23 protein-coding genes are annotated in these 24,192 nt (G+C 36.2%); 15 read left to right on the top strand and 8 right to left on the bottom strand.

What is annotated here, in order from left to right; all coding sequences use genetic code 11:
• The first annotated feature begins 161 nt into the window (after window positions 1-161).
• Together FHT21_RS07075 and FHT21_RS07080 are read left to right on the top strand one after the other, a co-directional pair.
• Entirely contained in the window at window positions 162-614 is a 453-nt protein-coding gene (locus FHT21_RS07075) for a VOC family protein (RefSeq protein WP_243853891.1), read from the top strand.
• A gap of 66 nt (window positions 615-680) precedes the next feature.
• The gene (locus tag FHT21_RS07080; protein WP_167294018.1) at window positions 681-1,817 is read left to right on the top strand and encodes a serine hydrolase domain-containing protein; all 1,137 of its coding nucleotides are present in this window, start codon (window positions 681-683) and stop codon (window positions 1,815-1,817) included.
• A 1-nt stretch (window position 1,818) separates the two neighbouring features.
• Here the strand turns inward: FHT21_RS07080 and FHT21_RS07085 are convergent, their stop codons facing one another.
• Both FHT21_RS07085 and FHT21_RS07090 read right to left on the bottom strand, forming a co-directional pair.
• Window positions 1,819-2,016: a hypothetical protein gene (locus FHT21_RS07085; RefSeq protein ID WP_167294019.1), complete on the bottom strand. Its 198-nt coding sequence runs from the start codon at window positions 2,014-2,016 to the stop codon at window positions 1,819-1,821.
• Window positions 2,017-2,020: 4 nt separating this feature from the next.
• Window positions 2,021-2,245: a DUF3606 domain-containing protein gene (locus FHT21_RS07090; protein WP_167294020.1), complete on the bottom strand. Its 225-nt coding sequence runs from the start codon at window positions 2,243-2,245 to the stop codon at window positions 2,021-2,023.
• 291 nt (window positions 2,246-2,536) lie between these two features.
• Between FHT21_RS07090 and FHT21_RS07095 the strand changes: the two genes are divergently transcribed.
• From FHT21_RS07095 to FHT21_RS07115, 5 genes are all read left to right on the top strand, one after another.
• On the top strand, window positions 2,537-3,748 hold the full coding sequence (locus FHT21_RS07095; protein ID WP_167294021.1) for a glycosyltransferase family 87 protein: 1,212 nt from the start codon (window positions 2,537-2,539) through the stop codon (window positions 3,746-3,748).
• 107 nt (window positions 3,749-3,855) lie between these two features.
• Window positions 3,856-4,029 carry a DUF3606 domain-containing protein gene (locus tag FHT21_RS07100; RefSeq protein WP_167294022.1) on the top strand — a complete coding sequence of 58 codons (174 nt, stop codon included), beginning with the start codon at window positions 3,856-3,858 and terminating at the stop codon, window positions 4,027-4,029.
• Between the two features lie 10 nt (window positions 4,030-4,039).
• Entirely contained in the window at window positions 4,040-6,736 is a 2,697-nt protein-coding gene (gene ligD / locus FHT21_RS07105; protein ID WP_167294023.1) for a DNA ligase D, read from the top strand.
• 47 nt (window positions 6,737-6,783) lie between these two features.
• Window positions 6,784-7,080 (top strand): Dabb family protein, encoded by a 297-nt coding sequence (locus FHT21_RS07110; RefSeq protein ID WP_167294024.1) that lies wholly within the window; start codon window positions 6,784-6,786, stop codon window positions 7,078-7,080.
• A gap of 335 nt (window positions 7,081-7,415) precedes the next feature.
• Complete coding sequence (locus FHT21_RS07115) at window positions 7,416-7,613, top strand: hypothetical protein (RefSeq protein WP_131531076.1); 198 nt, start codon at window positions 7,416-7,418, stop codon at window positions 7,611-7,613.
• Window positions 7,614-7,763: 150 nt separating this feature from the next.
• On the opposite strand, the gene FHT21_RS07120 is transcribed toward FHT21_RS07115, so the two are convergent.
• Window positions 7,764-10,109, bottom strand: coding sequence for a TonB-dependent receptor (locus tag FHT21_RS07120; protein ID WP_243853893.1), 2,346 nt, complete (start codon window positions 10,107-10,109; stop codon window positions 7,764-7,766).
• Window positions 10,110-10,481: 372 nt separating this feature from the next.
• Between FHT21_RS07120 and FHT21_RS07130 the strand changes: the two genes are divergently transcribed.
• On the top strand, window positions 10,482-11,627 hold the full coding sequence (locus FHT21_RS07130) for a PAS domain-containing sensor histidine kinase (RefSeq protein WP_167294026.1): 1,146 nt from the start codon (window positions 10,482-10,484) through the stop codon (window positions 11,625-11,627).
• Between the two features lie 215 nt (window positions 11,628-11,842).
• Here FHT21_RS07130 and mgrA read toward each other — a convergent pair whose 3' ends face one another.
• Window positions 11,843-12,835 (bottom strand): L-glyceraldehyde 3-phosphate reductase, encoded by a 993-nt coding sequence (mgrA, locus tag FHT21_RS07135; protein ID WP_167294027.1) that lies wholly within the window; start codon window positions 12,833-12,835, stop codon window positions 11,843-11,845.
• Window positions 12,836-13,222: 387 nt separating this feature from the next.
• On the opposite strand from mgrA, the gene FHT21_RS07140 reads away from it, so the two are divergent.
• The gene (locus FHT21_RS07140) at window positions 13,223-14,395 is read left to right on the top strand and encodes an aldose epimerase family protein (RefSeq protein ID WP_167294028.1); all 1,173 of its coding nucleotides are present in this window, start codon (window positions 13,223-13,225) and stop codon (window positions 14,393-14,395) included.
• A 64-nt stretch (window positions 14,396-14,459) separates the two neighbouring features.
• Here the strand turns inward: FHT21_RS07140 and FHT21_RS07145 are convergent, their stop codons facing one another.
• Window positions 14,460-15,125: an HAD family phosphatase gene (locus FHT21_RS07145; RefSeq protein WP_167294029.1), complete on the bottom strand. Its 666-nt coding sequence runs from the start codon at window positions 15,123-15,125 to the stop codon at window positions 14,460-14,462.
• 223 nt (window positions 15,126-15,348) lie between these two features.
• On the opposite strand from FHT21_RS07145, the gene FHT21_RS07150 reads away from it, so the two are divergent.
• Window positions 15,349-15,957, top strand: a complete 609-nt coding sequence (locus tag FHT21_RS07150) for a Crp/Fnr family transcriptional regulator (RefSeq protein ID WP_167294030.1) — start codon at window positions 15,349-15,351, stop codon at window positions 15,955-15,957.
• On the opposite strand, the gene FHT21_RS07155 is transcribed toward FHT21_RS07150, so the two are convergent.
• The gene (locus FHT21_RS07155) at window positions 15,954-16,586 is read right to left on the bottom strand and encodes a phosphatase PAP2 family protein (RefSeq protein WP_167294031.1); all 633 of its coding nucleotides are present in this window, start codon (window positions 16,584-16,586) and stop codon (window positions 15,954-15,956) included. The two genes, FHT21_RS07150 and FHT21_RS07155, sit on opposite strands and share 4 nt — an antisense overlap.
• Window positions 16,587-16,663: 77 nt before the next feature.
• On the opposite strand from FHT21_RS07155, the gene FHT21_RS07160 reads away from it, so the two are divergent.
• The 3 genes from FHT21_RS07160 (at window position 16,664) to FHT21_RS07170 (ending at window position 19,150) form a co-directional block, all read left to right on the top strand.
• On the top strand, window positions 16,664-17,767 hold the full coding sequence (locus tag FHT21_RS07160; RefSeq protein WP_167294032.1) for a hypothetical protein: 1,104 nt from the start codon (window positions 16,664-16,666) through the stop codon (window positions 17,765-17,767).
• A 15-nt stretch (window positions 17,768-17,782) separates the two neighbouring features.
• The gene (locus tag FHT21_RS07165) at window positions 17,783-18,313 is read left to right on the top strand and encodes a metalloprotease family protein (protein ID WP_208398883.1); all 531 of its coding nucleotides are present in this window, start codon (window positions 17,783-17,785) and stop codon (window positions 18,311-18,313) included.
• A 321-nt stretch (window positions 18,314-18,634) separates the two neighbouring features.
• A complete protein-coding gene (locus FHT21_RS07170) occupies window positions 18,635-19,150 on the top strand; it encodes a very short patch repair endonuclease (protein WP_243854016.1) in 516 nt (171 codons plus the stop codon).
• 5 nt (window positions 19,151-19,155) lie between these two features.
• Here FHT21_RS07170 and FHT21_RS07175 read toward each other — a convergent pair whose 3' ends face one another.
• A complete protein-coding gene (locus tag FHT21_RS07175; RefSeq protein WP_167294033.1) occupies window positions 19,156-19,506 on the bottom strand; it encodes a hypothetical protein in 351 nt (116 codons plus the stop codon).
• 198 nt (window positions 19,507-19,704) lie between these two features.
• Here FHT21_RS07175 and FHT21_RS07180 point away from each other — a divergent pair, with 198 nt between their 5' ends.
• Both FHT21_RS07180 and FHT21_RS07185 read left to right on the top strand, forming a co-directional pair.
• Window positions 19,705-20,922, top strand: a complete 1,218-nt coding sequence (locus FHT21_RS07180) for a sterol desaturase family protein (RefSeq protein WP_167294034.1) — start codon at window positions 19,705-19,707, stop codon at window positions 20,920-20,922.
• The gene (locus FHT21_RS07185; RefSeq protein WP_167294035.1) at window positions 20,912-21,604 is read left to right on the top strand and encodes a lysoplasmalogenase; all 693 of its coding nucleotides are present in this window, start codon (window positions 20,912-20,914) and stop codon (window positions 21,602-21,604) included. Before FHT21_RS07180 ends, FHT21_RS07185 begins: the two co-directional genes overlap by 11 nt.
• A 165-nt stretch (window positions 21,605-21,769) precedes the next feature.
• Here the strand turns inward: FHT21_RS07185 and pbpC are convergent, their stop codons facing one another.
• Window positions 21,770-24,142 (bottom strand): penicillin-binding protein 1C, encoded by a 2,373-nt coding sequence (gene pbpC, locus FHT21_RS07190; RefSeq protein ID WP_167294036.1) that lies wholly within the window; start codon window positions 24,140-24,142, stop codon window positions 21,770-21,772.
• Window positions 24,143-24,192 lie beyond the last annotated feature (50 nt).

The raw sequence follows: 24,192 nt of genomic DNA on the forward strand, positions 1-24,192 counted from the left end.
TTCTGACCAAGGATACACAGAACGCACGGATTTGACTCCATGATATTAACTATTGTGCCAGATGTTACCGCTTGACACTATAAAAGCTATTCCATTTGTAAATAAGCCATGACCGGATCACTTTTATTACCAATATTCGCATTTAAGTATGATATTTAAACATGAAACAAATCTTCCTAACCACTGCTATTCTATTTTCTCTTATTTTTCAAAAAGCCATGGCGCAAAACAATACCCCAGCCGTTTTAAATCACATTGCGGTTTATGTAAGTGATTTAAAGCAATCGACCGTTTTTTATGAAAGCGTGTTCAACCTTAAAATCATTCCCGAACCTTTCAAAGATAATCGCCATACCTGGTTTACTTTAGGTCCAGCCGGACAGTTGCATTTAATCCAGGGTGCAAAAGGAAATGAAGTATTTGATAAAAATGGACATTTATGTTTCAGCGTTCGTTCTGTTGATGACTTTGTAAAAAAGCTAAACGCCCAAAATATCAGCTTCGAAGATTGGGCTGGGAAAGAAAAAGGAATTACCTTGCGGGTTGATGGCGTAAAGCAGATTTATTTTAAGGATCCGGATGGACATTGGCTGGAAGTAAACGACGCCAGGTAAATTTTTTGGTACGTCAGAACTTTGTTTTACCACATCGTTTATATTTATTTCTTATCCCATAAGTCTATGAAACTTAAATATTTTTATGCATTTTTTTTGATCGTTGGTTTAATCACCCAATCAAAAGCACAAAACGAAAAAGTTGAAGCGGATTTTAAGCAAATAATGGAGAAGTTTAGCGCAGTAGGGGCTGCAGTGGCTGTAGTTAAAGATGGCAAGATCATTTATACCCATGCTTTTGGCTTAAAGGATTTAGAAAATAAAAAACCTTTAACAAATCAGGATATTTTCAGGATTGCTTCGATTTCTAAATCTTTTTCCGCAACATCCATTATGCAACTTGTAGAAGCTGGTAAAATTTCTTTAGATGATGATTTTGGTGATCTGGTTGGTTTTAAAATCAGAAATCCAAAGTTTCCCGATCAGAAAATTACATTAAAAATGGCTTTGTCGCATACCTCCGGTTTAAACGATTCGCAAGGTTATTTAAATCTGGATGTGATCAATCCGGATAAAAATCCAAACTGGGCCAAATGTTATAACGATTATGCCCCAGGAAGCAAGTTTGATTATTGCAATCTTAATTTTAACCTGATTGGTGCAATCATCGAGAAGAAATCGGGAGAACGCTTTGATAATTATGTAAAAAAACATGTGTTGAAACCCTTAGGGCTCTATGCAGGTTATTGTGTCGACTCTTTAGATAGTACCCGTTTTGTTCATTTATACGAATATCATGCCGATACAAAAACCTATACCCCCTCACCAACAGCTTATGCACCTCGGAGAACTGAAATTGCAAATTATATAATGGGTTATAGTACACCTGTTTTTTCACCAACAGGCGGGATGAAAATTTCGGCTACTGATTTGGCCAAATACATGATCATGCACATGAATTATGGCACATCAAATGGTGTTAAGATAATTAATAAAAAGAGTGCAAAAAAAATGCAGACTGCCTTAACCGATGATGAAGGGTATGGCTTGGCCATCCGGACTGCGGACCACCTGATACCTGGGGTAAAGATGAAAGGACACACCGGTTCAGCTTACGGTTTGTTTAGCACCATGTTTTTTAATCCGAAAGAAAAATTTGGCTTCGTAATTATTACTAACGGAATAAATGCAACCTATACTGATGGTTTTCCCGATTTCAGCCGTGCTGCTATTAATACTTTATACCAATCTTTTTTTAAATAGGTTAAAGCAGGTTAGACAAACCATTCTTATGAAAGAAAACAGTTAAAGTGCTAATGCCGGCTTTTGGATGGTTTACATTATTTCCTTTTACTTTTTGGTTGAAAACACTTTTAACCGGTAGCAGATCAATTAAATGTGCAGAATCGGTAATAGGTTGGTCAACCGCTATCGCATTTTTGCATTCATTTTTATCATCCATATTGTTATTGTTGATTCACAAACCTTTGATAAGTACTTCCAGATTTAACTTTTTCCATCATAAAATGTTCCTTTAGTTTGGAAAATTCCATGCTATGCAGCGCTTTTACTGCTGATTTAAGTGTTTCAGTGCTTATGCCCAATCTGGCAGCCCAATAATTGCGGTCTTGTTCATCTGCAATGTCGATAAATTCTTTTCTTGCATTCATCGAATTAAGTTGATATTCCATTTTTATAAATTTTGGTTAGTAATATTTATAGAAACAGAATTTATCCCTTTTGGTTTTCGGGTTTTGTCAACAAATTCTCAAAAAAATATATTATAAAATAATAATAAACTTAGGTTTAATCAAAAATTGGTTTTTAAACCTTTAAACTGCAGTTTAAAAGAGATTTAGGTGCTCAATTAAATCTCTTTAATATTCAGAAATTACCCCCAAAAAGAGTAGTATTTTCCTTACAAAATATTAGGAAATATCAATTAGCATTTTTATTATTGTATTGTAATGTAATTTTTACAAATGCTGAATCGTTTTCAAACCAGAACTACAGATCTGTCTCAACGCCCAAAATTTTATCAGGATAACCGTTTTGTCTTATTTCTTTGGGTATTGATTACGCTTATTTTTGTGATCGATTCCTGGGCAACACACCGGTATAATAACTACCTCATTTTTGAGAATACTTTCAGGAACCTTCTACACGAAAAATCTCTTTATGCACTATACCCTGCTTATCACGATGATGCCAATCACTATGGACCTGTTTTTAGTGTTTTAATTGCACCGTTTGCCTTAATGCATAACTGGATTGGCTTATTATTTTGGAACTTATTTAATTGTTTCCTGCTTTTTAAAGCCATTCAAACCTTGCGTTTAAGTGAAGATAATAAGGTCGTTATCGGTTATATCGCCATACCCTGTTTAATAGAATCGATGCTTAACCAGCAGTTTAATGCAGGTGCAGGTGCATTGATGATATTGAGTTATACGCTAATAAATAAAGATAAGGGGATATGGGCAACACTTTGTATTGTACTGGGTACATTTATTAAACTTTACGGTATTGTGGGGTTAGTATTTTTCTTTTTTGCAAAGAACAAGCCAGGGTTTATTTTATGGTTGATTGTGTGGTCTGTGGTATTATTCTTACTGCCCATGCTTATTGCTTCTCCTGATTACGTGATACATTGTTACGTAGATTGGAAAAACTCTTTGGTAGGTAAAAATATGGTCAACGTGTTGGGTGGAGGGATCGATATTTCCATTATGGGTTTCTTTAGGGAACTGTTTGGTGAGAAGAAAATACCGAATTCTCTATTTCTGATCCTCGGTGCTATATTGTTTATGTTGCCATTTATAAATGTATCGCGTTTCAAAAAACACAGATTCCAATTAATGATCCTGTCTTCGGTATTGATTTTTCCGATATTATTCAGCACAGGAGCAGAAGACTGTACGTTTATTATTTCTATTGTGGGGGTAGGCGTATGGTATGTTAAAGAAAGTAACCAGGCTATGAAAAAGGTATTATTACCTATTTTACTTGTTATTACATGTAATTTCCCACTATTATTATTTCCAGTCTTTGCCAAATCACACCCGCTATCTTTGGCTATCATCAGTTTGCCTTATTTCCTGGTATGGTTAAGGGTTATTTATATGGCTACCAATAATAGGTTCGCCTATGCCGAAGAAACAGAATCAGATATGGTTACTGCGCTAATAGATTAAGTTTTAAAATTTTATTTTTTAAAGGTTTTAACGCCCGTTTGAAAAAACGGATGTTAAAACCTTTTTTGTTATCGGGCTGTTTTATAACTACCTAATCAAAAATAGTTATGGATGATAAACAAAAAAAAGGTGGTGCTGATCGGGCAAGGATCAACATTAACGAAGGTTATGAGCTAGATTATTGGTCTAACAAATTTGGTGTGAGTAAAGACAAACTAAAAGCCGTAGTAGAAACGGTAGGTACTTCAGCCGATGCAGTTCAAGATTATTTAAAAAAGTAAAATACTAATTATGAGTCTGAAAAAGTATGTTTCCAAACGCGATTTCTCAAAAACTACCGAACCAAAATCGGGTAAAAGCAGCGATCGGAATAAATTACATTTTGTAATCCAAAAACACGATGCTTCGAGATTACACTACGATTTCAGACTCGAAATGGAAGGTGTTCTGAAAAGCTGGGCCGTACCGAAAGGACCGTCAACCGATCCGAAAACCAAACGCTTAGCTATGATGGTAGAAGATCATCCATACGATTACAAAGATTTTGAAGGCATTATCCCACAGGGCGAATATGGCGGCGGAACAGTGATTGTATGGGATGAAGGAACTTATGAGCCTATAGAAGAGATTAAAGGCAAAAAAGCGCAGGAAAAACATTTATTAAACCAATTAAAAGATGGTTCTTTAAAAATCAAGTTGAACGGAGAAAAGCTACATGGTGAGTTTGCACTTGTTAAAACACATGGTATGGGTGAAAATGGCTGGCTGTTAATCAAACATAAAGACAATTACGCATCTACAAAAGACATTACCAAAGAAGATAAATCTGTGCTTTCTGGAAAAACTATTGAAAAGATGGAAAAAACATCCGATAAGATTTGGAAGGCCGGAAAAGAGCAGGACTTAAAAACTGGAAAAAAAAGCCTGACGCAAAAAGTAAAGAAGGAAATCAAGCCTGTGCGCGATGAAGTAACCGTAGATATAAAAAATATATTAAAAAAAGCACCCAAAACTACTATTCCAAAGGGCATAAAACCAATGTTGGCCACCCTGGTCGACGAACCTTTCGACGATGCAAACTGGCAATATGAAGTAAAATGGGATGGTTATCGGGCGCTGGCATTTATCAATAAAGGAAAGGTTGACTTGTTATCAAGAAATAATAAATCCTTTAACGAAAAATTCTATCCCATCTACGATCTGCTTTTGGGTTGGAAAATAAATGCGGTATTTGATGGTGAAATTTTGGTGTTAAATAACAAAGGTATATCTAATTTTGGTTCACTGCAGAATTGGAGAAGCGAAGCGGATGGAGAACTCGTTTTTTATGTGTTCGATATCCTCTGGTACGAAGGTAAGAACGTAATGGGGCTTCCTCTTTATCAGCGCCAAGCCATATTAAATGAAGTTCTGCCAATTAATGATGACCAGGTACGCTTAGGGAAAGTTTTCAAAGCCAGTGGTGTCGATTTCTTTGATGCAGCAGAAAGGATGGGCCTGGAGGGGATTATTGCAAAAAAAATAGATAGCACCTATACCCCAAGTTATAGATCAAAAGAGTGGCTTAAAATTAAGGTGCAGAAACGGCAAGAAGTAATTATTGCTGGTTTTACTAAAAATGCTGATACTACGAAACCTTTCAGCTCTTTGCTCTTGGGGGTGTACGAAAAGGAAAAATTACAATATGTAGGCAAAGTAGGTACAGGATTCTCAGATAAACTTCAAAAAACAATGATGGAGCAGTTTAAGCCTATTATTGTGGATAAAAGCCCCTTCGAAATTATACCCGATGTAAATAAACCTTCGCGCTTCAGACCAAATCCACCAAAGGCAAAAGCAACCTGGTTAAAGCCAGAATTGGTATGCGAAGTTGCTTTTGCTGAAGTAACTAGTGATGGCGTTTTTCGTCACCCTTCTTTTCAGGGGATGCGTGAAGATAAAAGCGCTAAAGAAGTTGTTAGAGAAGTGGAAATGCCAATAGAAAAAATTGTTGACGATGCTAAAGAGCAAAATCCACACGCACAGGCAATAAAAGCACCAGAAGGTAAAAAAACTAAAACTTTGCTGAACCCGAAAGATGAAACACAGGTGAGGAAAATAAAAGGCCACCAACTTAAATTTACCAACCTGAGTAAAGTATATTGGCCTGAAGATAAAGTAACTAAAAGGGATATGTTCAACTACTATTACCAGGTTGCTGAATATATTTTACCTTACCTGAAAGACCGTCCGCAATCGCTTAACCGTTTTCCTGGCGGAATACATGGCCCTAGTTTTTACCAAAAAGATGTAAAAGGAAAAGCACCAGATTGGGCCGAAACTTTTCCTTATGAAAATGGCGAAGGTGAAAAAAAAGAATACCTGGTTGGCACAGATGAAGCTTCCTTACTCTGGATGGCCAGTTTAGGCTGCATAGAAATGAATCCATGGTTTAGCCGCGTACAAAAGCCCGATTATCCCGATTACTGTGTAATTGATTTAGATCCTGATAAACATACCTTCGACCAGGTGGTTGAAGCTGCGTTGGAAACTAAAAAAGTATTAGATGCCATAAACGTTCCAAGTTATTGTAAAACATCAGGCTCAACCGGGATGCATATTTACATTCCCTTAAATGCCAAGTATAATTATGAACAAAGCCAGATGTTTGCCAAAATAGTAGTTAACCTGGTGCACAATCAAATACCTGAATATACCTCACTTGAGCGTATGATAGCTGCGAGAAAAGGAAAGATGTACCTCGATTTTTTACAGAATAGGCCAGGGGCAACCATAGCCGGACCTTATTCGTTACGGCCAAAAATTGGTGCAACCGTATCAATGCCCCTGCATTGGGATGAAGTTAAACCTGGCTTAAAAATGAAAGATTTCAATATTTTTAATACCATAGATCGCTTAAAAGTTGAAGGTGATCTGTTTAAAGGGGTATTGGGCAAGGGAATCGATTTAACAAAAGCGATCGATAAAGCTAAAAGTGTTTTTGGATAAAGCTCACGATCTTTTCTTAATTCATTATATTTGGAAAAAATTAAAAAATGATTGCGCACCACGTTTTATTTTGGCTAAAAGCCGACACCACCGATGAGCAGAAAGTTGCTTTCCGCAACAGCTTACAAACATTAGAAAACATTGAAGTTGTGAAAACTTTTCACATTGGCGTACCAGCACCGATTGAGCGTGCTGTTGTAGATACTACTTATACCTTTAGCCTTCTTTTATTTTTTGACGATTTGGCCGCACACGATATTTATCAGGTACATCCTTTACACAAAGCTTTCTTAGATGAATTCAGGGTTTACTTCGAAAAAGTTATAATTTACGACGCAGAATAAAAGAAATACCTCCGGCAAAATCGGAGGTATTTCTTTTTATGGCTTATTTTATAAATCAAATTACTGCGTTTGGTACTTTTTATATGGTTATTAAAAGAATTGATTAAGATGGTTATTTAAAAAACAGTTGATAGAGAAGAAGGTTATTATTTTACCAGACCATGGTATATTTTTTTGCTGGAATAAATGAATTTTATTCATGAGTAGGATTTATGTAATTATGTTTCGCTAATTAACACTACAATTATGTATATTCGTTACTTATTTATATGTAATTTATAGTACTACAAAACAAAAATGTTTATTTTTACGTAAATACGCTAAACTGCAATCTTATGGAAAAAACAGCTACATTAATTAAAAGAGCATCGCTTAACGTAAATCAGTTAGATAATATTAAAATTGGTGATTTATTGTCTGATGAATACGGTAAATCGGGTAAAGTATGTGAAATCGAGAAAGTTAATCGTCATGGCGAATTTCACTATTACTTTAAATTATTTAAATCGGGCACAATCTTAATTATCCTTTAGTTCCTTTGTCGGTCTAAACAACTCTGCCATTATTCTTGTTAAGAAACAAAGAGTGGTGATGGACGATGTACAAGCGATTGTCTATTTTTTAAAAAACAAAAAGCTCCAGATTTACCAATCTGGAGCTTTTTGTTTAAGCAATTCTTATAATTAGAATTTATAAGATAATGTAGTTACAAACTGGCGTGGAGCAATAGGATTTACACTGTAGTTTTCATGAACGAAATAGTTTAACTCATTAGTGATGTTTGAAACTTTGGCAAGAAGCGAGAATTTTTTCCAGTTGTATCCTGCAGAAAAATCAACGGTGGTGAATGCGCTTAACGGAATCAGCCTCAAAACTGGTGCATTTTTAGCATCGTTCCAGCCTCCGTTACGCTTGCCTGTATAAAATGCAGAGGCTCCCAATTTTAAACCTTTTACTGCACCTTCCTGGAAAGTGTAAAATAAAGTAGCATTTGCGGTATTTTTGGTAGTGCCTACTAAACGCACATCCTCAATCATTCCTATAATATCAGGAGTATTGGTGTAGCGCATAAAGTTGTAGCTATAACCAGCAGTAAGATTTAATCCTGGTAAAATAGAGCCCGTTAAATCAATTTCGACACCATCACTCGATGTAGTTCCATTTAATTGTTTTATGTTGGTATTTGAGTTAAGATTACCATTTTGGTCAAACATTGCAGTTTGTGCAGTGTTGCTGTTCTTAATTTTATAATAAGTTAAATTAGCTGATAGCCTACCTCCAAAGAAATCATTTTTTATACCAGCCTCGTATTGGTCTACCAACGATGGTGGTAGCGCGGCATAATAAATGTCGGTACCGGTGTTGGTTATAAAGTTGTTAGCATAACTTATATACAACGAAGTAGTTTTAAGAGGCTGATATATCAATCCCAACTTAGGAGAAAAAGCATCATCAAACTTTGTAGCACCTGGTGTTGTAACCCCAGTTTCTAAGTTTAACGCCCTCGAACTTGCATTTTTTTGATCTGTATAACGCAAGCCTGCCAATACTTTAAATTGTTCAGTTATTTCTATTAAATCCTGAACAAAAGCACCATATCTATAAGTTGGAGCAAGTGTACTTGTTATCCCAAATGCTTCAGGCATTATCCCGGAGCCATAATAGGTAGTTGGATCGAATACATTAACATTACCATAATTTAAGATAGTGATGTTAACCCCCTTAGCATCTTTACCATATGCAAAGGCATTGCTGGTTACCCTCGATTGATCTGCATCTACGCCAAACAAAACAGTATGTTTAATGCTTCCTGTATTAAAACTTCCATTAATATTAATCTGTTGATTGTAAGTATATTCTTTACTTAGTGCTCTCGAAAGATTTCGGGTAGAAATACCTGCTGCATTCGCTTGGATACGTTCTGATCCATAATAATTTCGGTTATAGGCCTGGAAAGATCCAATTGCATTTAATTTCCAGTTTTCGTTAAATTTATGCGTTAAATTCGCTTGAGCAGTAGTGGTATTCGTTTTATTGTAAGCCCATGGTGTATTGATGAATTTATCGCGGCCGAAATCTACAATCTGATTATTCACGGACCCTACCCCAAAATCTGGAGTGAAATCACTTTTCAAATAATCTCCTTGAACCAAAACCTCAGTCTGTTCACTTACCTTATATAATAACGATGGGTTAACGTAAAAACGTTTTGATTTTACAAAGTCTCTAAAACTTCCAGCATTTTCGTAAGTACCAATTGCTCTAAAAGCAAGTTTCTTTGATATTGGACCATAAAGATCAACTGTCGGTTTGTATTGATCATAACTACCGGTTCTCATGCTTACCTCACCGCCATTTTCAAATTTAGGTTTCTTAGTAACCATATTCACAACAGCTCCACCCGTTACACCACCATAAAGCAAAGCAGCACTTCCTTTTAAAACCTCTACTGATTCTAGTGTACTCGCCTCCGGACTACCACCAATAGTTGTTCTTGCACCATTTTTGAAAATGTTATTGCTACCTAGACTATAGCCCCTTGCGAAGAAGTTTTCACCAACGGCCCCGCGATTAGCACCTAAAGCTACTCCATTCACATTCTTCATTACGTCGCCTAAGCTATTTACCTGTTGGTCAGTAATTATCTGTTTGCCGATAATTTGTACTGCCTGTGGAAGATCCATAGGCGCAATGGCAATTTTGCCTAAGTTGACTGGCTTTCTGTTGGGTGTTTTATAACCATTAATGGCTACTTCATCTAATTGCGACAAAGACTCCGCAATAGTGAAATCAGCATTTACAGTCTCACCTGCAACCACTGTAACCGATTTTTCCTGAGCAGAAACACCAACAGCAGATGTTTTGATTGTATAAGTACCAGGAGTTATATTTTTAATCGTGAAATTACCTTTCTCGTCTGTTTGTGTTGTTTTGCCAGTGTTTTTTAAACCAACGCTTACATAACTGGCAGGATTACCATCACTCGTTTTAATCGAGCCAGAAACAGACCCATTTTTACTTTGTGCCATAATATTTCCCGTTAAAAACAGAAAAAAAGCTATAAAATTTAAGAGGAAAGTAAAATTTTTATTCATCTTTATTTAGATTAATTCTTATTTGGCGCAAAGAAAGTGTTTTTGTGTCGCAATAGCAAAATAATTTTTATTTATTCTAAATAAGGTTTGTAAGCATGAAGGTGACCCTGTTCATTTTGTTGATGGAGCAGATGGAGGATATACACAAGCCATAAGAATCCTTAAACAGAAAATATGCGGTTGTACGATAAATTTAATAATTTAACAGCTTAAGCAAACATTTGCCAAGGCCAGGTTGTATGATACTTAGTATAATTAATTTTATCAAAAAGATCAGCATAATCGGTTTTTAACATTTAAATGCAAATGGGAAGTTATTCAAAGGTTTTAAGTCATAATCAACTTTTAGAGGTTCTTTCCTTATCAAAAGCTGCAACAGCAATATACACTTCAGAACAAATTGTAATCGAAATGGCCAACGATGCCATGATTGCTTTTTGGGGTAAAGACCGCTCCGTTATCGGCAAACCTTTAGAAGATGCTGTGCCCGAGTTAAAGGGGCAGCCTTTTATCAATATGCTGAAAAATGTGTTGTTAACAGGCATTACAGATAAAGGTGATGCCATTCCGGCTGAAACTATAAGGGATGGGAAGTTACAAACCGCTTATTATGCCTATGAATACCGGGCCATTAAAAATGAGTCTGGAATACCTTATTGTATTCTTCACACTGCCAGCGATGTTACCGATATGGTAAATGCGAAAAAAGCCATTCAAGAAACTGAACTACAAAGAGAAGCACTAGATCAGGAACAAATCTTAATCGCTGTAAAGGAAGAACAGCAAAAGAATGATTTTATCAGTATGGTAAGCCATGAGTTAAAAACACCCTTAACTTCTATTAGTGCTTACATTCAATTGATGCAGAATCGACATTTAAGCGATCCTTTTGTTGTAAGTACCTTAGATAAAGTTCAAAAACAGATCCGGAAAATGAGCTCAATGATTGGCTCTTTTTTAAATGTATCACGTTTAGAATCCGGAAAAATACACTTGAACCTATCTCATTTTGACCTCGATAAGCTCATTAGTGATGTTGTAGAAGATCTGAGATTGATTCACTCCACTAATCAAATTACTTTTGTAGAAGGGGAATCTAAATTAATCCATGCAGATAAAGATAAAATTGGTTCTGTTATTTCAAATTTGATTAGCAACGCTGTAAAATATTCAGATTGGAGCAGTACTGTTTTGGTTCAATCGGTAACCAGAGGTAATAAAGTGTGTGTTTCTGTAAGCGATCATGGCATTGGCATCCAAGCGCATGATATGGAAAAGCTTTTTGATCGGTTTTATCGTGTCGAAAACCAGCAAACTAAAACCATTTCGGGTTTCGGGATAGGTTTATATCTGAGCGCAGAGATTATAAACTTGCACCACGGTAAAATTTGGGTAGAAAGTAATTATGGCGTTGGTTCTACCTTTCACTTTTCGCTTCCTATTAAGCCCTAATCACAAATTAAAAGCCTAATCCCGCCTGATTAACCGCTGCTGAGGTTTCGGCTAGTTTAAAAAACAAATGATAGAGTGACAAATTACGATGAATCGTTATTTCGACAGGAGCAAAGCGAAAAGGAGAAATCTTTGAACTATGTTTATTGGATTGTTGAAAGATTTCTCCTCCGAAGGAGTTCTTTTGGAACACTCTGTCCAAATTGGGATTGATTTTAACTATTTAAAATTTCATCAATCAGTTTTATTTCAGTATCACTAAATTCTATATTATCTAAAGCTTTAATTGAATCAGTAATTTGCTCTGGTTTACTGGCTCCTATCAATACTGTGGTAATTCTATTGTCTTTCAATATCCATGATAAAGCCATATGCGCTAATTTTTGTCCGCGAGATTTAGCAACATCATTTAGTTTAGCAATTACAGCTAATTTCTCTGGTGTAATATTACTTTCTTTCAAAAAAATACCACTTGTAGCTACTCTCGAATCGGAAGGAATGCCATGTAAATATTTATCAGTAAGTAAACCTTGGGCCAATGGCGAAAATGGAATACAACCCACACCATTTTGTGCCAAAACATCAAGTAAGCCATTTTCAACCCAACGTTCAAACATCGAATATTTAGGCTGATGGATTAAACATGGAGTACCGTTATCTTTAAGGATTTTGATCGCTTTTGCCGCTTCTTCTGCTTTATAATTCGAAATGCCAACATATAAAGCCTTTCCCTGTTGAACCAAGAGACTTAAAGCCCCCATAGTTTCCTCAAGTGGGGTTTCAGGATCTGGACGGTGGTGGTAAAAAATATCAACATAATCCAGTTTCATACGTTTTAAGCTTTGGTCTAAACTAGAAACCAGGTATTTTTTCGAACCCCAATCGCCATAAGGACCATCCCACATCGTATATCCTGCTTTGCTTGAAATAATCATTTCATCACGATAGCCCTTAAAATTTTCATGAAGGATTTTTCCAAAAACTTCTTCAGCCGAACCAGGAGGCGGGCCATAATTGTTTGCCAAATCGAAATGAGTAATTCCATTGTTAAAAGCGGTATAAATTAAGTTTTTGCTGTTTTCAAAAACGTTAACATACCCGAAATTATGCCATAAACCCAACGATATAGCAGGCAGTTTTATGCCACTGTTTCCACAACGGCGATATAGCATTTTGTCGTAACGATCTGTTGAAATGATTTGATTCATATTTGGAATTTGATTGCCGCAATAATAATCAGTTTTAGCGGATTTTAATCGATATTGGTTAATATTATCTTCTTCAAATAAACAAAACGCTGAAAGTTTAATTAAGCGGTATAGCAATCCTCATGCTGAGACTGTTTCAATATGTAATATTTAGCTCGTCTTTTAAAAAGATCCTGAAATTTAGAAAGGCGATTAAAATAAATCAAAGATTTTTAATCGTTCTACGTTTTGTTATCAACACTTCTACAAATTGTATCATTGCTGATTTCTAAAGCAAATTATTGTTAATATATACTTCTGCTAACTTCTAAATCGTTTTATTTGTAAAGATAAGTGATATACTTATATTTAAAATTATTATTAAAATCTAAACCAAGTATCCATTTTATGAAACTACAATCATTAACGAGCCTGGCTGTGCTAGTGGCTATTAGTATTGCATCGTGCCAATCCGGAACCAAAAAATCTTCATTTTCAGATAGTTTAAAAAGCGATTCAGTAGCAGTTGTAAAACTTGCTGCCGATTCTTTTAAAAAGGAAATTGATGGTAAACCGACAGCATTGTATACCTTAAAGAATAAGAATAATGCAGAAGCCATTTTTACTAATTATGGTGGGCGCCTGGTTAGCTTACTGGTACCGAATAAAAATGGTAATTTGATTGATGTGGTAGTGGGTTTTAAGAGTGTTAATGATTACGAAAAATCAACCGAACCTTATTTCGGCGCAACTATTGGCCGGTATGGCAACCGTATAGCAAAGGGCAAGTTTACGCTTGAAGGTAAAACCTATTCGTTATTTACCAATAACGGACAGAATACGCTTCATGGCGGAAAAAAAGGTTATCAATATGTGGTTTGGGATGCCAGTCAGCCCAATGCCAATACTTTAATGCTTCATTATTTATCAAAAGATAGAGATGAAAATTTCCCCGGTAATTTAGATGTTAAGGTAACTTACACATTAACAGATGATAATGAACTAAAAATGGATTATGAGGCTAAAACAGATAAAACTACAGTCGTAAATTTAACAAATCATGCATTTTTTAATTTAAATGGCGAAGGAAGCGGTGAGATTTTGAACCACGAGGTACAGATTTATGCAGATGAATACACACCTGTTGATTCTACTTTGATTCCGACGGGAAAAATTGAAAAGGTTAAGGGAACCCCGTTCGATTTCACCACTGCAACCACTATTGGTGCTCGGATAAACGATAAAAACCAACAGTTAAGCTTCGGTAAAGGTTATGATCATAACTATGTGCTAAATAAAACCAAAGCGATGGGCATGTTTCATGCGGCTACTGTTAAAGGAGATAAGTCGGGAATAGTGATGGATATTTATACACAGGAGCCGGGCCTGCAATTTTATAGCGGCAACTTTATGCAAAGCAAAAATATCTTTAAAACTGGTGCTAAAGATGATTTTAGAACAGCACTTGCATTAGAAACACAACATTTTCCAGATTCACCAAATCAACCCGCTTTTCCATCAACGGTTTTAAAACCTGGGCAGGTGTATAAAACAAGCTCGATATATAAATTTACCAAATAATTGTTTTGGCAATTGCTACAATGATCAATAAATACGGTCTGCAGAAATGGAGGCCGTATTTACTTTAGAAAAATTCTTGTAAAACGGGATCTGTATAATCTTCTATAAAAGAAATAATGTTGTTGTAAGCTGCAAATTCTTCATTAGTGTGCATAGTGGTGAGTACAACACATTTCATTCCGGCATTTTGAGCTGCTTCAACACCTTTTGGTGCATCTTCAAAAACTATACATTCACTGGCTGCAACGCCTAAAATTTCAGCTCCCTTACTAAAGGTTTCCGGATCTGGTTTACTATTTACCACATCTTCGGCGCTAACTATGGCTTTAAAAAAAGAACGGATATTTAAATTATCAAGTACAAAATTGATATTGAAGGGAATAGCTGCCGATCCAATAGCCATTTGAATGCCTGATTGTTTTGCCTTTTCCAAAAAATTGCCTAAGCCAGCTATTAATGTTAAATGTTTTTTATAAGCTGCTTGATATCTGTGTTCTTTTTCGATAGAAATCTGATCAATCTGTTCTTGAGAGAAATGACCAACACCAAAAACACGTTCTAACAGATCTTGGTTTTTTCCATACATCTGTTTTTTAACTGCATCGAAGCTAATGCTTGCTCCTAAATCTTTTGTAAGTATGTTATGCCAAGCCTGATTGTGGAAAGCCATATCGTCAATCATGGTGCCATTAAGATCAAAAATAAAGGCTTTGGGTTTATTGTTCGTCATGGCGGCAAAATTATCAGATTTTTTTTATGATTTAGTTAAAATATTGTGATCAAAACGAAAATTTAATGAATAACTTATTCCTTAAAGTGGTGCCAAAAACGGATGATGTGAAAAATAAATTTTATAAAACTGTAATTTTTGGGCTGGTACACTCGTTTTTATATTTGAAAATCCGATATTCAGGTAATAACTTATATAGTTTTAAAATAGGGGGATAAATATTATGACCGCTGTACATTATGACATTGATCCTCTTCTCAAATATTTAAATGAACTACAGCCATTAAGAAAAGAAATAATTGAGCGGGTAAAGACCGAAACATTCAAGATTTCTGTGCGTAAGAATGAGCTTTTGTCTAACCTTAGCGATATTAGTGGCGATTGTTTGTTCTTTATTGTTAAAGGGGTAGTGCGGGCTTTTGTGCTGGATGAAGGAAAAGATATTACCGCCTGGTTAGCGGATGAAAATCACCTGATCGGGAGTATTCGAAATCCAGGGACGCTTATCCCGACTTATCAGGAGCAATATCAGGCGCTGGAAGACTCAGAACTACTTATACTCTCGTACCGTTTTATTGACGATATGTACACACAATTTCCTGAAACCAATATTTTAGCCAGAAAATTATTGGCTATAAATTACCATATGTCGCAAGAGCGATCTATCTTATCGCGAATCCCTTCAGCCGAAATGAGGTATAAACAGTTTAAAATCGGATATCCTACTATAAAGTCTAGGGTTCCGCTAAAATTTTTGGCGAGCTATCTGGGGATGCGAATCGAAACTTTAAGCAGAATCAGAAAGAAAGAAAAACTAGGAGAAAAGAATTAGTTCGTTTTCTTTTTAAAGTAAAAATAGCAAAGCGGGAAAAGGCAGATTAAGCCTAACAAAAAACCACCAACTGTATCGGTAAACCAATGTGCACCCAGGTAAATTCTGGAAGGGGCAATGGTAATTATCAAAAACATCGATAAATAAGTTACCAGATTTCTGGTTAGCTTTGGCACATCTTTCAAAGTAGTCATCAAAATAATTAAGAACCCAAAAAAGAGTGTGTAAGAAAGAACATGCCCACTTGGATAACTTTGAAATCGGTTTACTTCCACCAGTCGTACGTAAAATGCAGTAGGGCGTGGCCGGTTAATTACATTTTTTATACCCAGAATAATTAATCCAGATAGTAAAACTGAAGAAATGAATAGTCCCTCGCGTTTATATTTTTGCTGATAAAATATGATTGCCACTACCACTACCGAAAGTAAAGAATAGGGGAGTTCGCCAAAAAAACTGATAGCCAACATTAACTTATCTAACCAATCTGCATGGTACCGTTGAATAAATAACGAAGTTTTAATGTCAAAATCAAGTATGGGATGCTGCGCAATAAAAAAACTTAGATAAGCAAAAGCAGCAACTAGTACAAAGAGTATAAAAATTAGCGTATTTCGTTTTAAAAGCATGTGTGTAGGTTGATGGAAGCCTAAAACTATGGATTTTATGCCAATAGAAATAAAAAAATCCAAGCTTTTTAAATTAGATGCGCTTAATAGCCGAAATTGTTAAAAAATATTATCTTTATGACTTTAACGAATCTCACATGGAGGAAAATCATTCCACAGCAGGTGCGCCACAAAGCCATTTTAACGAAATCCTGTGCGCAAACTGTCAGGTAAACGTATACGAGCCTGGTTATACCATTAATTTATGTGCTGATTGCCGGAAAAGTTTAATTAAGTATCCCATACCCAAATGGATTAAATTTTTCGCACTTGGCATCTTAGCGGTTATGGTGATCAGTTTGGTGCGTACGCAGCAATATATCTCTGCTGCAGTCCATTTAGGTAAAGCTGAGAACGCAATAGATCAAAAACATTTTGTAACGGCACAACGTGAGTTGAGTTTAGTGTTGAACAAGTTCCCGAAAGATTTCAATGCCAATGCTTATATGATGGTTGCAAGTGCCTATAATTTTGATTTTGAAGCATACCAGATCGCTTTTGACAAGGTAGCAGATATAAAAACAGAGGATCAAACTTTATTGAGCACGGTAAATGCGGCCTCTGAATATATTGCCCAATCGTTCCCTAAGGATACGTTGATGTATAAACGTATTGTTGCCGTTGCAAAGGATAAAGAAAAATTATTGGCACTGGTAGATAGTACCGACGAAATTGTATTAAAAACGCATATCGCCAATTTTTTATTCGAAACAAAAGATTATGATCGGGTTGATAGGATTGTAAACAAGGTCTTGGAGGTTGATCCTAATTTTTATCAAGCTTTGAGTTTGAAAACTGCTGTTAAAAGAAATACAGCCAAATATGATGAAGCTTTGGCCCTTTGCGATCGATTATTGGCATTTAATGCTGAAGATATTTATGTTTTATCGCAAAAGGCAAGGATTGAACTTAAACGAAAACATGATAGAGAGGCTGCCGTTTTTGCTTCAAAAGCCCTGACCCTCGATCCTGAGAATGATAGTGCTATTGAAGCTACGGCAATGGTAGACTATTTTGCCGGCAGGAAAAAGGAAAGTTTAGCGAGTTTGGCAAAAATAAAGGCCCACGAAACCCACTCGGGCGATAGTACTATATCGAAGCGTTTATCACCCATTATTTTGGGTTCAGAAATTTATAGGTAATTAGAAGATAAGATTATGTTTGTTCCAGGTATATTAATCAGTATCGTTACTTTTCCAGGTGTAATTGTGCACGAGCTTGCTCACCAGCTTTTTTGCAGGTTATTTAAGGTTCCAGTATTTGAAGTTTGCTATTTTAGACCCGAAAATCCAGTAGGTTATGTTTTACACGAGCCCGCAACAAAGGTTTATCAAACAGTATTTATTTCTGTGGGGCCTTTTATTATTAACACGCTCCTATGTTTTATTATTGGTTTTTCGGCTTCGCTGCAATTTAAATTCGATTCGGCCAATGTTTTAGATTATTTGCTGATGTATCTGGCCATTTCGATCGGTGCGCATGCATTTCCAAGTACAGGTGATGCAAACAGTTTATGGAATGCGGTTGTAAAATCGAAAACTACTTCCTGGTTGTCTAAAATTGTGGTAACCCCTATAGTCGGTTTTATATACGCCGGTGCTTTGGGATCTTTCTTTTGGCTTGATATTATCTATGGAGGTGCCGTAGCTTTAGGCTTACCTTATCTAATCATTAAATTTTTAGTGTAAGAAAAACTACAAGACTAAAAATATTCATCAAGGAAATAAAACTATTCATCAAGGAAATACGCCTATCCGTATAATTCGTTATGATATATTAAAATGATTTTTAATCTTCGAACCAGATAATAAGGATATCTATGCTTACGAGGTTGGCAGGATTAATTTCCTGCCAGCTGAAGGAGCACCCCATTCTACAATTTACTCATAAATTATACTTTTTGTATTAACGCTCCGGCCGAAGCTTACCTCCTTTAAATTAGGAGGTGCTTAGGTTGATAGGTATTGTGTGCCTCAGCCATCTTGTTTTTAAACAATTTACAGCCATTGATGGTTTTCTTAAGTATGGGGCCTAAGCCATATAAAGAAGAGGATATTAAAGTTCCCCGCTTTGAAGAAAGTGCTGGTTTTTACACCACTACGCAACGAAGTAAGAACATGTCTAAAATTAGGGCAAAAAATAGCCTGCCTGAGTTGAAACTTCGTAAGGCGCTTTGGGCTAAACAAGTTAGGTTCAGAATCCATCCTAAAAATTTCCCTGGTAAACCAGATTTGGTTATCAATAAATACAGGCTCGCCATATTTGTAGATGGCGATTTTTGGCATGGATACAAATGGGATGAAAAGAAGTCGACCTTAAAAACAAATGCTGGTTTTTGGATTCCAAAGATTGAACGAAATATACAACGCGACAAATATATTAACCAACAGCTAAGCGCTAATGGTTATACCGTAATGCGGTTTTGGGAACACGAGGTGAAAGAATGTTTAACTGCCTGCGTTAATCAGATTTTGCTTTATATAGAGGCAGCTAAAACGGCAATAATACCACAATCTGATGATTAAGCTGTTTATTTTACAATAATCTGCTTCGGATCAGTAACTAAAATCTGTTTTTTACCTTTAAAATCTGATACGATGCCAGTAACACAAATTTTATTTCCCATAAACATACTTGAAGGTTCTGAAGGGAATTTATGCTCATCTTCTTTATTTATGACTACTGTAAGCAGTTCTTTTGGATAAGCACCACCTAAATTAATTAGCGTTAATTTATCTAAAGCCTTTGCACTATATACTGAATCGCAAATGGTTACATTTTTACCGATGTATTGTGCGGCATCTTTAGCTAATACCAGTGTTTGGCTCTTTGCATAAAATGCCATGGCCATTGGCAAAAGAAAGAGAAATAATTTTTTCATAGATGGGATGATTTTAAATGAAAATTTAACAACGCCAAAACCATTAGTTTAGCCTTTGCAAAGGTAAGGTGAATTTGATAGAATTAATAACTAAAAGCCTAACAAGCGCAAATATTACATGGAGTAGATTTTATGTTGAGCCGGAAATTTGCTAAATTGTAAGATAAATATTGCTAGCCAAATATTTTTTCTGTTTATATGAAAGTAGACTACATTGCATTATCTGTACCGATATTTTTTATTCTGATCGGAATAGAATTGGCCTATAACTTTTATAAAAAACTAAATTATTATCGGTTTAATGATAGTATTGCCAATTTAAGTCAGGGTATAGGGCAGCAACTTACCGGTATTTTTATGAAAACCGCATTGTTTTTTGGTTATAAATACATTTTTGAGCATTGGCGTTTATTTGAATTACCCAAGACAATATGGGTTTGGATCCTGTTATTTATTGGTGTCGATTTTTTCTATTATTGGTTTCACCGGATGAGCCATGAAATAAATGTTTTATGGGCTGCACATATTGTACATCACCAATCAGAAGAATACAACTTAACCGTAGCGCTACGGCAGAGCTGGTTTCAGGGCTGGTTTAGCTGGATATTTTACCTGCCATTGGCTTTCGTTGGTTTTGATCCCATTATGTTTTTAACATTGAGCGCTTTCAATACTTTGTATCAGTTTTGGATTCATACCAGGGCCATTAAAAGCATGGGCTTTTTGGAGTATGTTTTAAATACACCATCACACCATCGGGTACACCACGGCTCTAATCCAAAATATATTGATAAAAACCATGCCGGTACACTAATTATCTGGGATCGCTTTTTTGGAACTTTTCAGAAGGAAGAAGAAGCGGTTTATTATGGTATCACCAAACCTTTAGCCAGTTGGAATCCCGTTTGGGCAAATCTTCATTATTGGAATGATTTGGTTAAAACAGCAAAGCAATCGCCTAAATTAAGTGATAAGATTAAAGTTTTTCTTAAACCTCCGGGCTGGTTTCCATCACACCTGGGTGGATTTCAACCTGCACCTGAAATAAATATAGAAACCTATAAAAAATATAATCCAGGATATCAATCAAAGTTAACAGGTTATGTTTTATTCCAGTTTTTGATCGCTTTAGCTGCAGGCGCTACAATATTGTTTTCTTATCATAAAATGGAAAACGTTCCTTTAGTTTCTGGAGCGGTTTTTACACTATTCACCTTAATTAGCTGTGGCGCGCTGTTAGAAGGAAAGGCATGGCAAATTAGGTTCGAATATTTTAGGCTGCTATTAGGTGTTCTGCTGATTTTGTTTTTGAATTTTCCGGTCGGATATCAAGTAATTTTTGTGGCTATCCAGTTAATATCCGTAATTTGGTTTTTTAATTTGCAAAAGGCAAATCCTGATTCTAATGAAGACTAAACTATTTTCATTTATATTTTTCCTCGTATTTGTAATTCAGCTATATGCAGAATATGCCAATAATATTGAGCTACGTAATTTCTCTAAACCACTAATTGTGGTGGTACTTTTGGTGTGGCTTTATCTCAGTACAAATTTGAAGGGGCGTTTTCACAAGAGAATTTTTGTCGGATTAATTTTTGCATGGATTGGCGATATTTTGCTGATGTTTCAAAGCGATAAATCAAGTTTTTTTATATACGGATTAATTGCCTTTGTAGCCTGCCATATTTTTTACATCAGGGCGTTTACACTCGATCATAGATCGAATCCTAACCACAAAACGCCTTACTTTTTGTGGGCAGTAGGCGTTTTTGCCATTTTTTGCTCTGGCCTGTTTTTCTACCTGCAGCCAAAACTAGGCGCAATGCAGTTCCCTGTTTTAATGTATGCTATTATTATCACAGTTATGGCTATTATGGCCGTTAACCGATATGGGAAAGTGAACATTTTCAGTTTTAAACTCATTTTATACGGCGCCTTGTTTTTCTTATTGTCAGATAGTGTGTTGGCTGTGAATAAATTCGCTCAGCCCATTCCGCAGAGCGGAGCTTTAATTATGGCAACCTATATGATTGCACAGTATCTAATTGTTTATGGAACAATTTCGCGGCAGCTAGTAGTTACAAGAACTGAAGTATAATAAATTTACGTAAGCCATTTAAAGCGGTATCATCCTGCTCCGAAACTTCGAGATCAGGATCTTTCTTGCCATAAAAGATGCTGAAACAAGTTCAGCAAGACGTTGATATCCTTTGAGGTATGCAATTTGTCGAGTATCATGTAAATCTGAGGTTTACATTTGCAGTTACTTCTTTTCTCTATCCAAAACCGTAAAAGTTTGCACCAGCCTTTCTCCGTTTTCATCAACGAGGGTTAAAGTATGTTTACCAGGGGGCGGACTAATAGCCAATTGATGGAAATTAGTGGTAGTGCTTACATATTCATTATCAATATGCCAATATATTTTAGCACTTGGATTTCTATGTGCTGCATTAATCACAATTTTACCTCTTGTTCCATCTAGCTCTAAGGGAATGTAAACTATTGCATTGTTTTTCGGATAAATTACCTCCATTGCACTATTTCCACCGGAGAGGTCACAACCAGCCTTAAAAGGAGGGAGGGATTTATAATCACTATTTTTTATTTTGTAATAATATTCCATTGCTGGTGGTAAAATAAACCAGCTTTTGTGTTGCATATGTGTTATACTTTCACATTGGTCGGTAACCCTAAAAGTGCCTGTTCTATCTAAATGAACCAATTTGTGAAAAGGACAAACAGCAGTCTTTTCTCCTGAAACTGGTACAAGTTCTTGTGCTACTTCAGTACAGTATTCCCCTGCTTTGTAACCACTTTTTTTACATATATTAAGCTTTTTGAGTTTAGTTGTGGGCGTTTCGAACCATTTTCCATTGGGTAATAACCTGAAAATATCAAAGAGTACTGGTGCAGCTGCTTCTATTCCAACAAGACCAGGTCTGCCTTCGCCATCGGCATTGCCTACCCAAACGCATACTACATAATTTGGGTTTAGACCTATAGCCCAGGCATCGCGGAAACCAAAACTTGTACCTGTTTTCCATGCTATCCTTTGCGATGAGGAAAATTGTTCCCACAAACCTTCATCACCCGGGCGCATCACTTCTTCCATGGCATTAAAGGTTGCCCATATTGCACCATGATCTAAAAATGAATTGCGCTGATAGTCTTTTTCTTCTTTGGTTTTATTATTAAAGTAGCTTGCCTGTTTATAATCTTCAGGATTATAAAGGCCTTTATAGGTGTTAAAATGGTTTAGCGTACGTACCATGCCCATGTAGGTGTTGGCCAGATCCCACATCGTAACTTCACTACCACCCAAAATTAGCGATAAACCATAATGATCTGCTGGCTGATTCAGTGTTCCTATCCCAAGTTTTTTTAATTTATCGTAAAAACGTTCGTATTTATATTGCTGCAACATTTTTACTGCAGGGATATTTAAGGAGCGGCTCAGCGCTTTATCAGCAGCAATGGCACCGTCATAACCCAGATCATAATTTTGTGGCGAATAGCCCGCTATTTGAGTCGGAATATCTGGAACCAGGGTGTGCGGCAATATAAAGCCATCACTCAGCATACTGGCATAAAGCAAAGGCTTTAGGGTACTGCCAGGACTTCGTGGTGCTTTAATCATATCCACGTGGCTTTGCAGTTCGGTATTTTCTGGCTGATAGATATTTCCTACATAACTTACTACATGACCTGTTCTGGTATCGAGCACCAAGGCAGAAATATTGTTGATGTCGTTTGCCCGATAGCGGTTATTGTACCGTTTTAATGTGGCATTAACTTTTAGTTGTATATTTTCATCCAATGTAGACGTAATTTTTGTAGAAGAGATTTTAAGACTCGCACGTTCTACTTTAAAACGGTTCAATAGATGTGGCGCATTTTGAGGTAAGGGCATGGGTTTGCCTGGAACCGGTTCTAACTTAGCTAAATTTGCGGTAGCCTGATCGATATATTTTAATTTAGCCAGCTTATCTAATAAATCATTTCTTTTTTTAATCAATCTCGTTGAGTTTTTACCAGGATGGACCAACGACGGACTGTTAGGAAGAACGGCCAAAGTGGCCATCTCACCCCACGAAAGTGTTTTAGCATCCCGACCATAATATCGCCAACTTGCAGCCTCCAGGCCCACCACGTTACTTCCAAAAGGAGCGTTGGCAGCGTATAGGCCAATAATTTCTTCTTTTGAATATTTTATTTCTAAGCGTAAAGCTAAAATCGCTTCCAATAATTTTTGCCAAATCGTTCGGTCTTGTTTTCGTGATAAACGGATAACCTGCATGGTTAATGTACTGCCGCCACTTACTACACTTTTTGCCTTCCAGTTTTGCCGCATGGCTCTGCTCATGGCCAATATATCTATGCCAAGGTGGTTATAAAAGCGTTTATCTTCAAAAGCAATAATACAATCCTTAAATTTTATCGGAACGCTATCAGCTACTGGGAAACGCCACTGTCCATCGCTGGCAATTGCAGCACTTAATAAATTACCATTGCTGGCCTCGATAACATAGGAGGTGGGCGTTTTGAAAAGTTTTGATGGTAATGAAAAAAGGAAAGCCAAAAGCAGTGCAAAGCAGGTGAAATCGGAAATAAGGAAAGCTTTTGGGATTTTATTCATTTAATTTTTTAAGAATAAGAAACCTTGCAGGTTTTTAAAACCTGCAAGGT

The sequence above is a fragment of the Pedobacter sp. SG908 genome (assembly GCF_011759615.1).
In the GTDB taxonomy this organism is placed as follows: Bacteria; Bacteroidota; Bacteroidia; order Sphingobacteriales; family Sphingobacteriaceae; genus Pedobacter; species Pedobacter riviphilus.

Excerpts from the sequence above, each read along its gene's own strand:
- FHT21_RS07080 (WP_167294018.1), top strand. The coding sequence starts at position 681 with ATGAAACTTAAATATTTTTATGCATTTTTTTTGATCGTTGGTTTAATC.
- mgrA (WP_167294027.1), bottom strand. The coding sequence starts at position 12,835 with ATGAATCAAATCATTTCAACAGATCGTTACGACAAAATGCTATATCGC.
- ligD (WP_167294023.1), top strand. The coding sequence starts at position 4,040 with ATGAGTCTGAAAAAGTATGTTTCCAAACGCGATTTCTCAAAAACTACC.
- pbpC (WP_167294036.1), bottom strand. The coding sequence starts at position 24,142 with ATGAATAAAATCCCAAAAGCTTTCCTTATTTCCGATTTCACCTGCTTT.
- FHT21_RS07150 (WP_167294030.1), top strand. The coding sequence starts at position 15,349 with ATGACCGCTGTACATTATGACATTGATCCTCTTCTCAAATATTTAAAT.
- FHT21_RS07155 (WP_167294031.1), bottom strand. The coding sequence starts at position 16,586 with ATGCTTTTAAAACGAAATACGCTAATTTTTATACTCTTTGTACTAGTT.
- FHT21_RS07090 (WP_167294020.1), bottom strand. The coding sequence starts at position 2,245 with ATGGAATATCAACTTAATTCGATGAATGCAAGAAAAGAATTTATCGAC.
- FHT21_RS07100 (WP_167294022.1), top strand. The coding sequence starts at position 3,856 with ATGGATGATAAACAAAAAAAAGGTGGTGCTGATCGGGCAAGGATCAAC.
- FHT21_RS07165 (WP_208398883.1), top strand. The coding sequence starts at position 17,783 with ATGTTTGTTCCAGGTATATTAATCAGTATCGTTACTTTTCCAGGTGTA.
- FHT21_RS07145 (WP_167294029.1), bottom strand. The coding sequence starts at position 15,125 with ATGACGAACAATAAACCCAAAGCCTTTATTTTTGATCTTAATGGCACC.
- FHT21_RS07095 (WP_167294021.1), top strand. The coding sequence starts at position 2,537 with ATGCTGAATCGTTTTCAAACCAGAACTACAGATCTGTCTCAACGCCCA.
- FHT21_RS07115 (WP_131531076.1), top strand. The coding sequence starts at position 7,416 with ATGGAAAAAACAGCTACATTAATTAAAAGAGCATCGCTTAACGTAAAT.
- FHT21_RS07110 (WP_167294024.1), top strand. The coding sequence starts at position 6,784 with ATGATTGCGCACCACGTTTTATTTTGGCTAAAAGCCGACACCACCGAT.
- FHT21_RS07130 (WP_167294026.1), top strand. The coding sequence starts at position 10,482 with ATGGGAAGTTATTCAAAGGTTTTAAGTCATAATCAACTTTTAGAGGTT.
- FHT21_RS07075 (WP_243853891.1), top strand. The coding sequence starts at position 162 with ATGAAACAAATCTTCCTAACCACTGCTATTCTATTTTCTCTTATTTTT.
- FHT21_RS07140 (WP_167294028.1), top strand. The coding sequence starts at position 13,223 with ATGAAACTACAATCATTAACGAGCCTGGCTGTGCTAGTGGCTATTAGT.
- FHT21_RS07175 (WP_167294033.1), bottom strand. The coding sequence starts at position 19,506 with ATGAAAAAATTATTTCTCTTTCTTTTGCCAATGGCCATGGCATTTTAT.
- FHT21_RS07185 (WP_167294035.1), top strand. The coding sequence starts at position 20,912 with ATGAAGACTAAACTATTTTCATTTATATTTTTCCTCGTATTTGTAATT.
- FHT21_RS07120 (WP_243853893.1), bottom strand. The coding sequence starts at position 10,109 with ATGGCACAAAGTAAAAATGGGTCTGTTTCTGGCTCGATTAAAACGAGT.
- FHT21_RS07170 (WP_243854016.1), top strand. The coding sequence starts at position 18,635 with ATGGTTTTCTTAAGTATGGGGCCTAAGCCATATAAAGAAGAGGATATT.
- FHT21_RS07160 (WP_167294032.1), top strand. The coding sequence starts at position 16,664 with ATGCGCTTAATAGCCGAAATTGTTAAAAAATATTATCTTTATGACTTT.
- FHT21_RS07085 (WP_167294019.1), bottom strand. The coding sequence starts at position 2,016 with ATGGATGATAAAAATGAATGCAAAAATGCGATAGCGGTTGACCAACCT.
- FHT21_RS07180 (WP_167294034.1), top strand. The coding sequence starts at position 19,705 with ATGAAAGTAGACTACATTGCATTATCTGTACCGATATTTTTTATTCTG.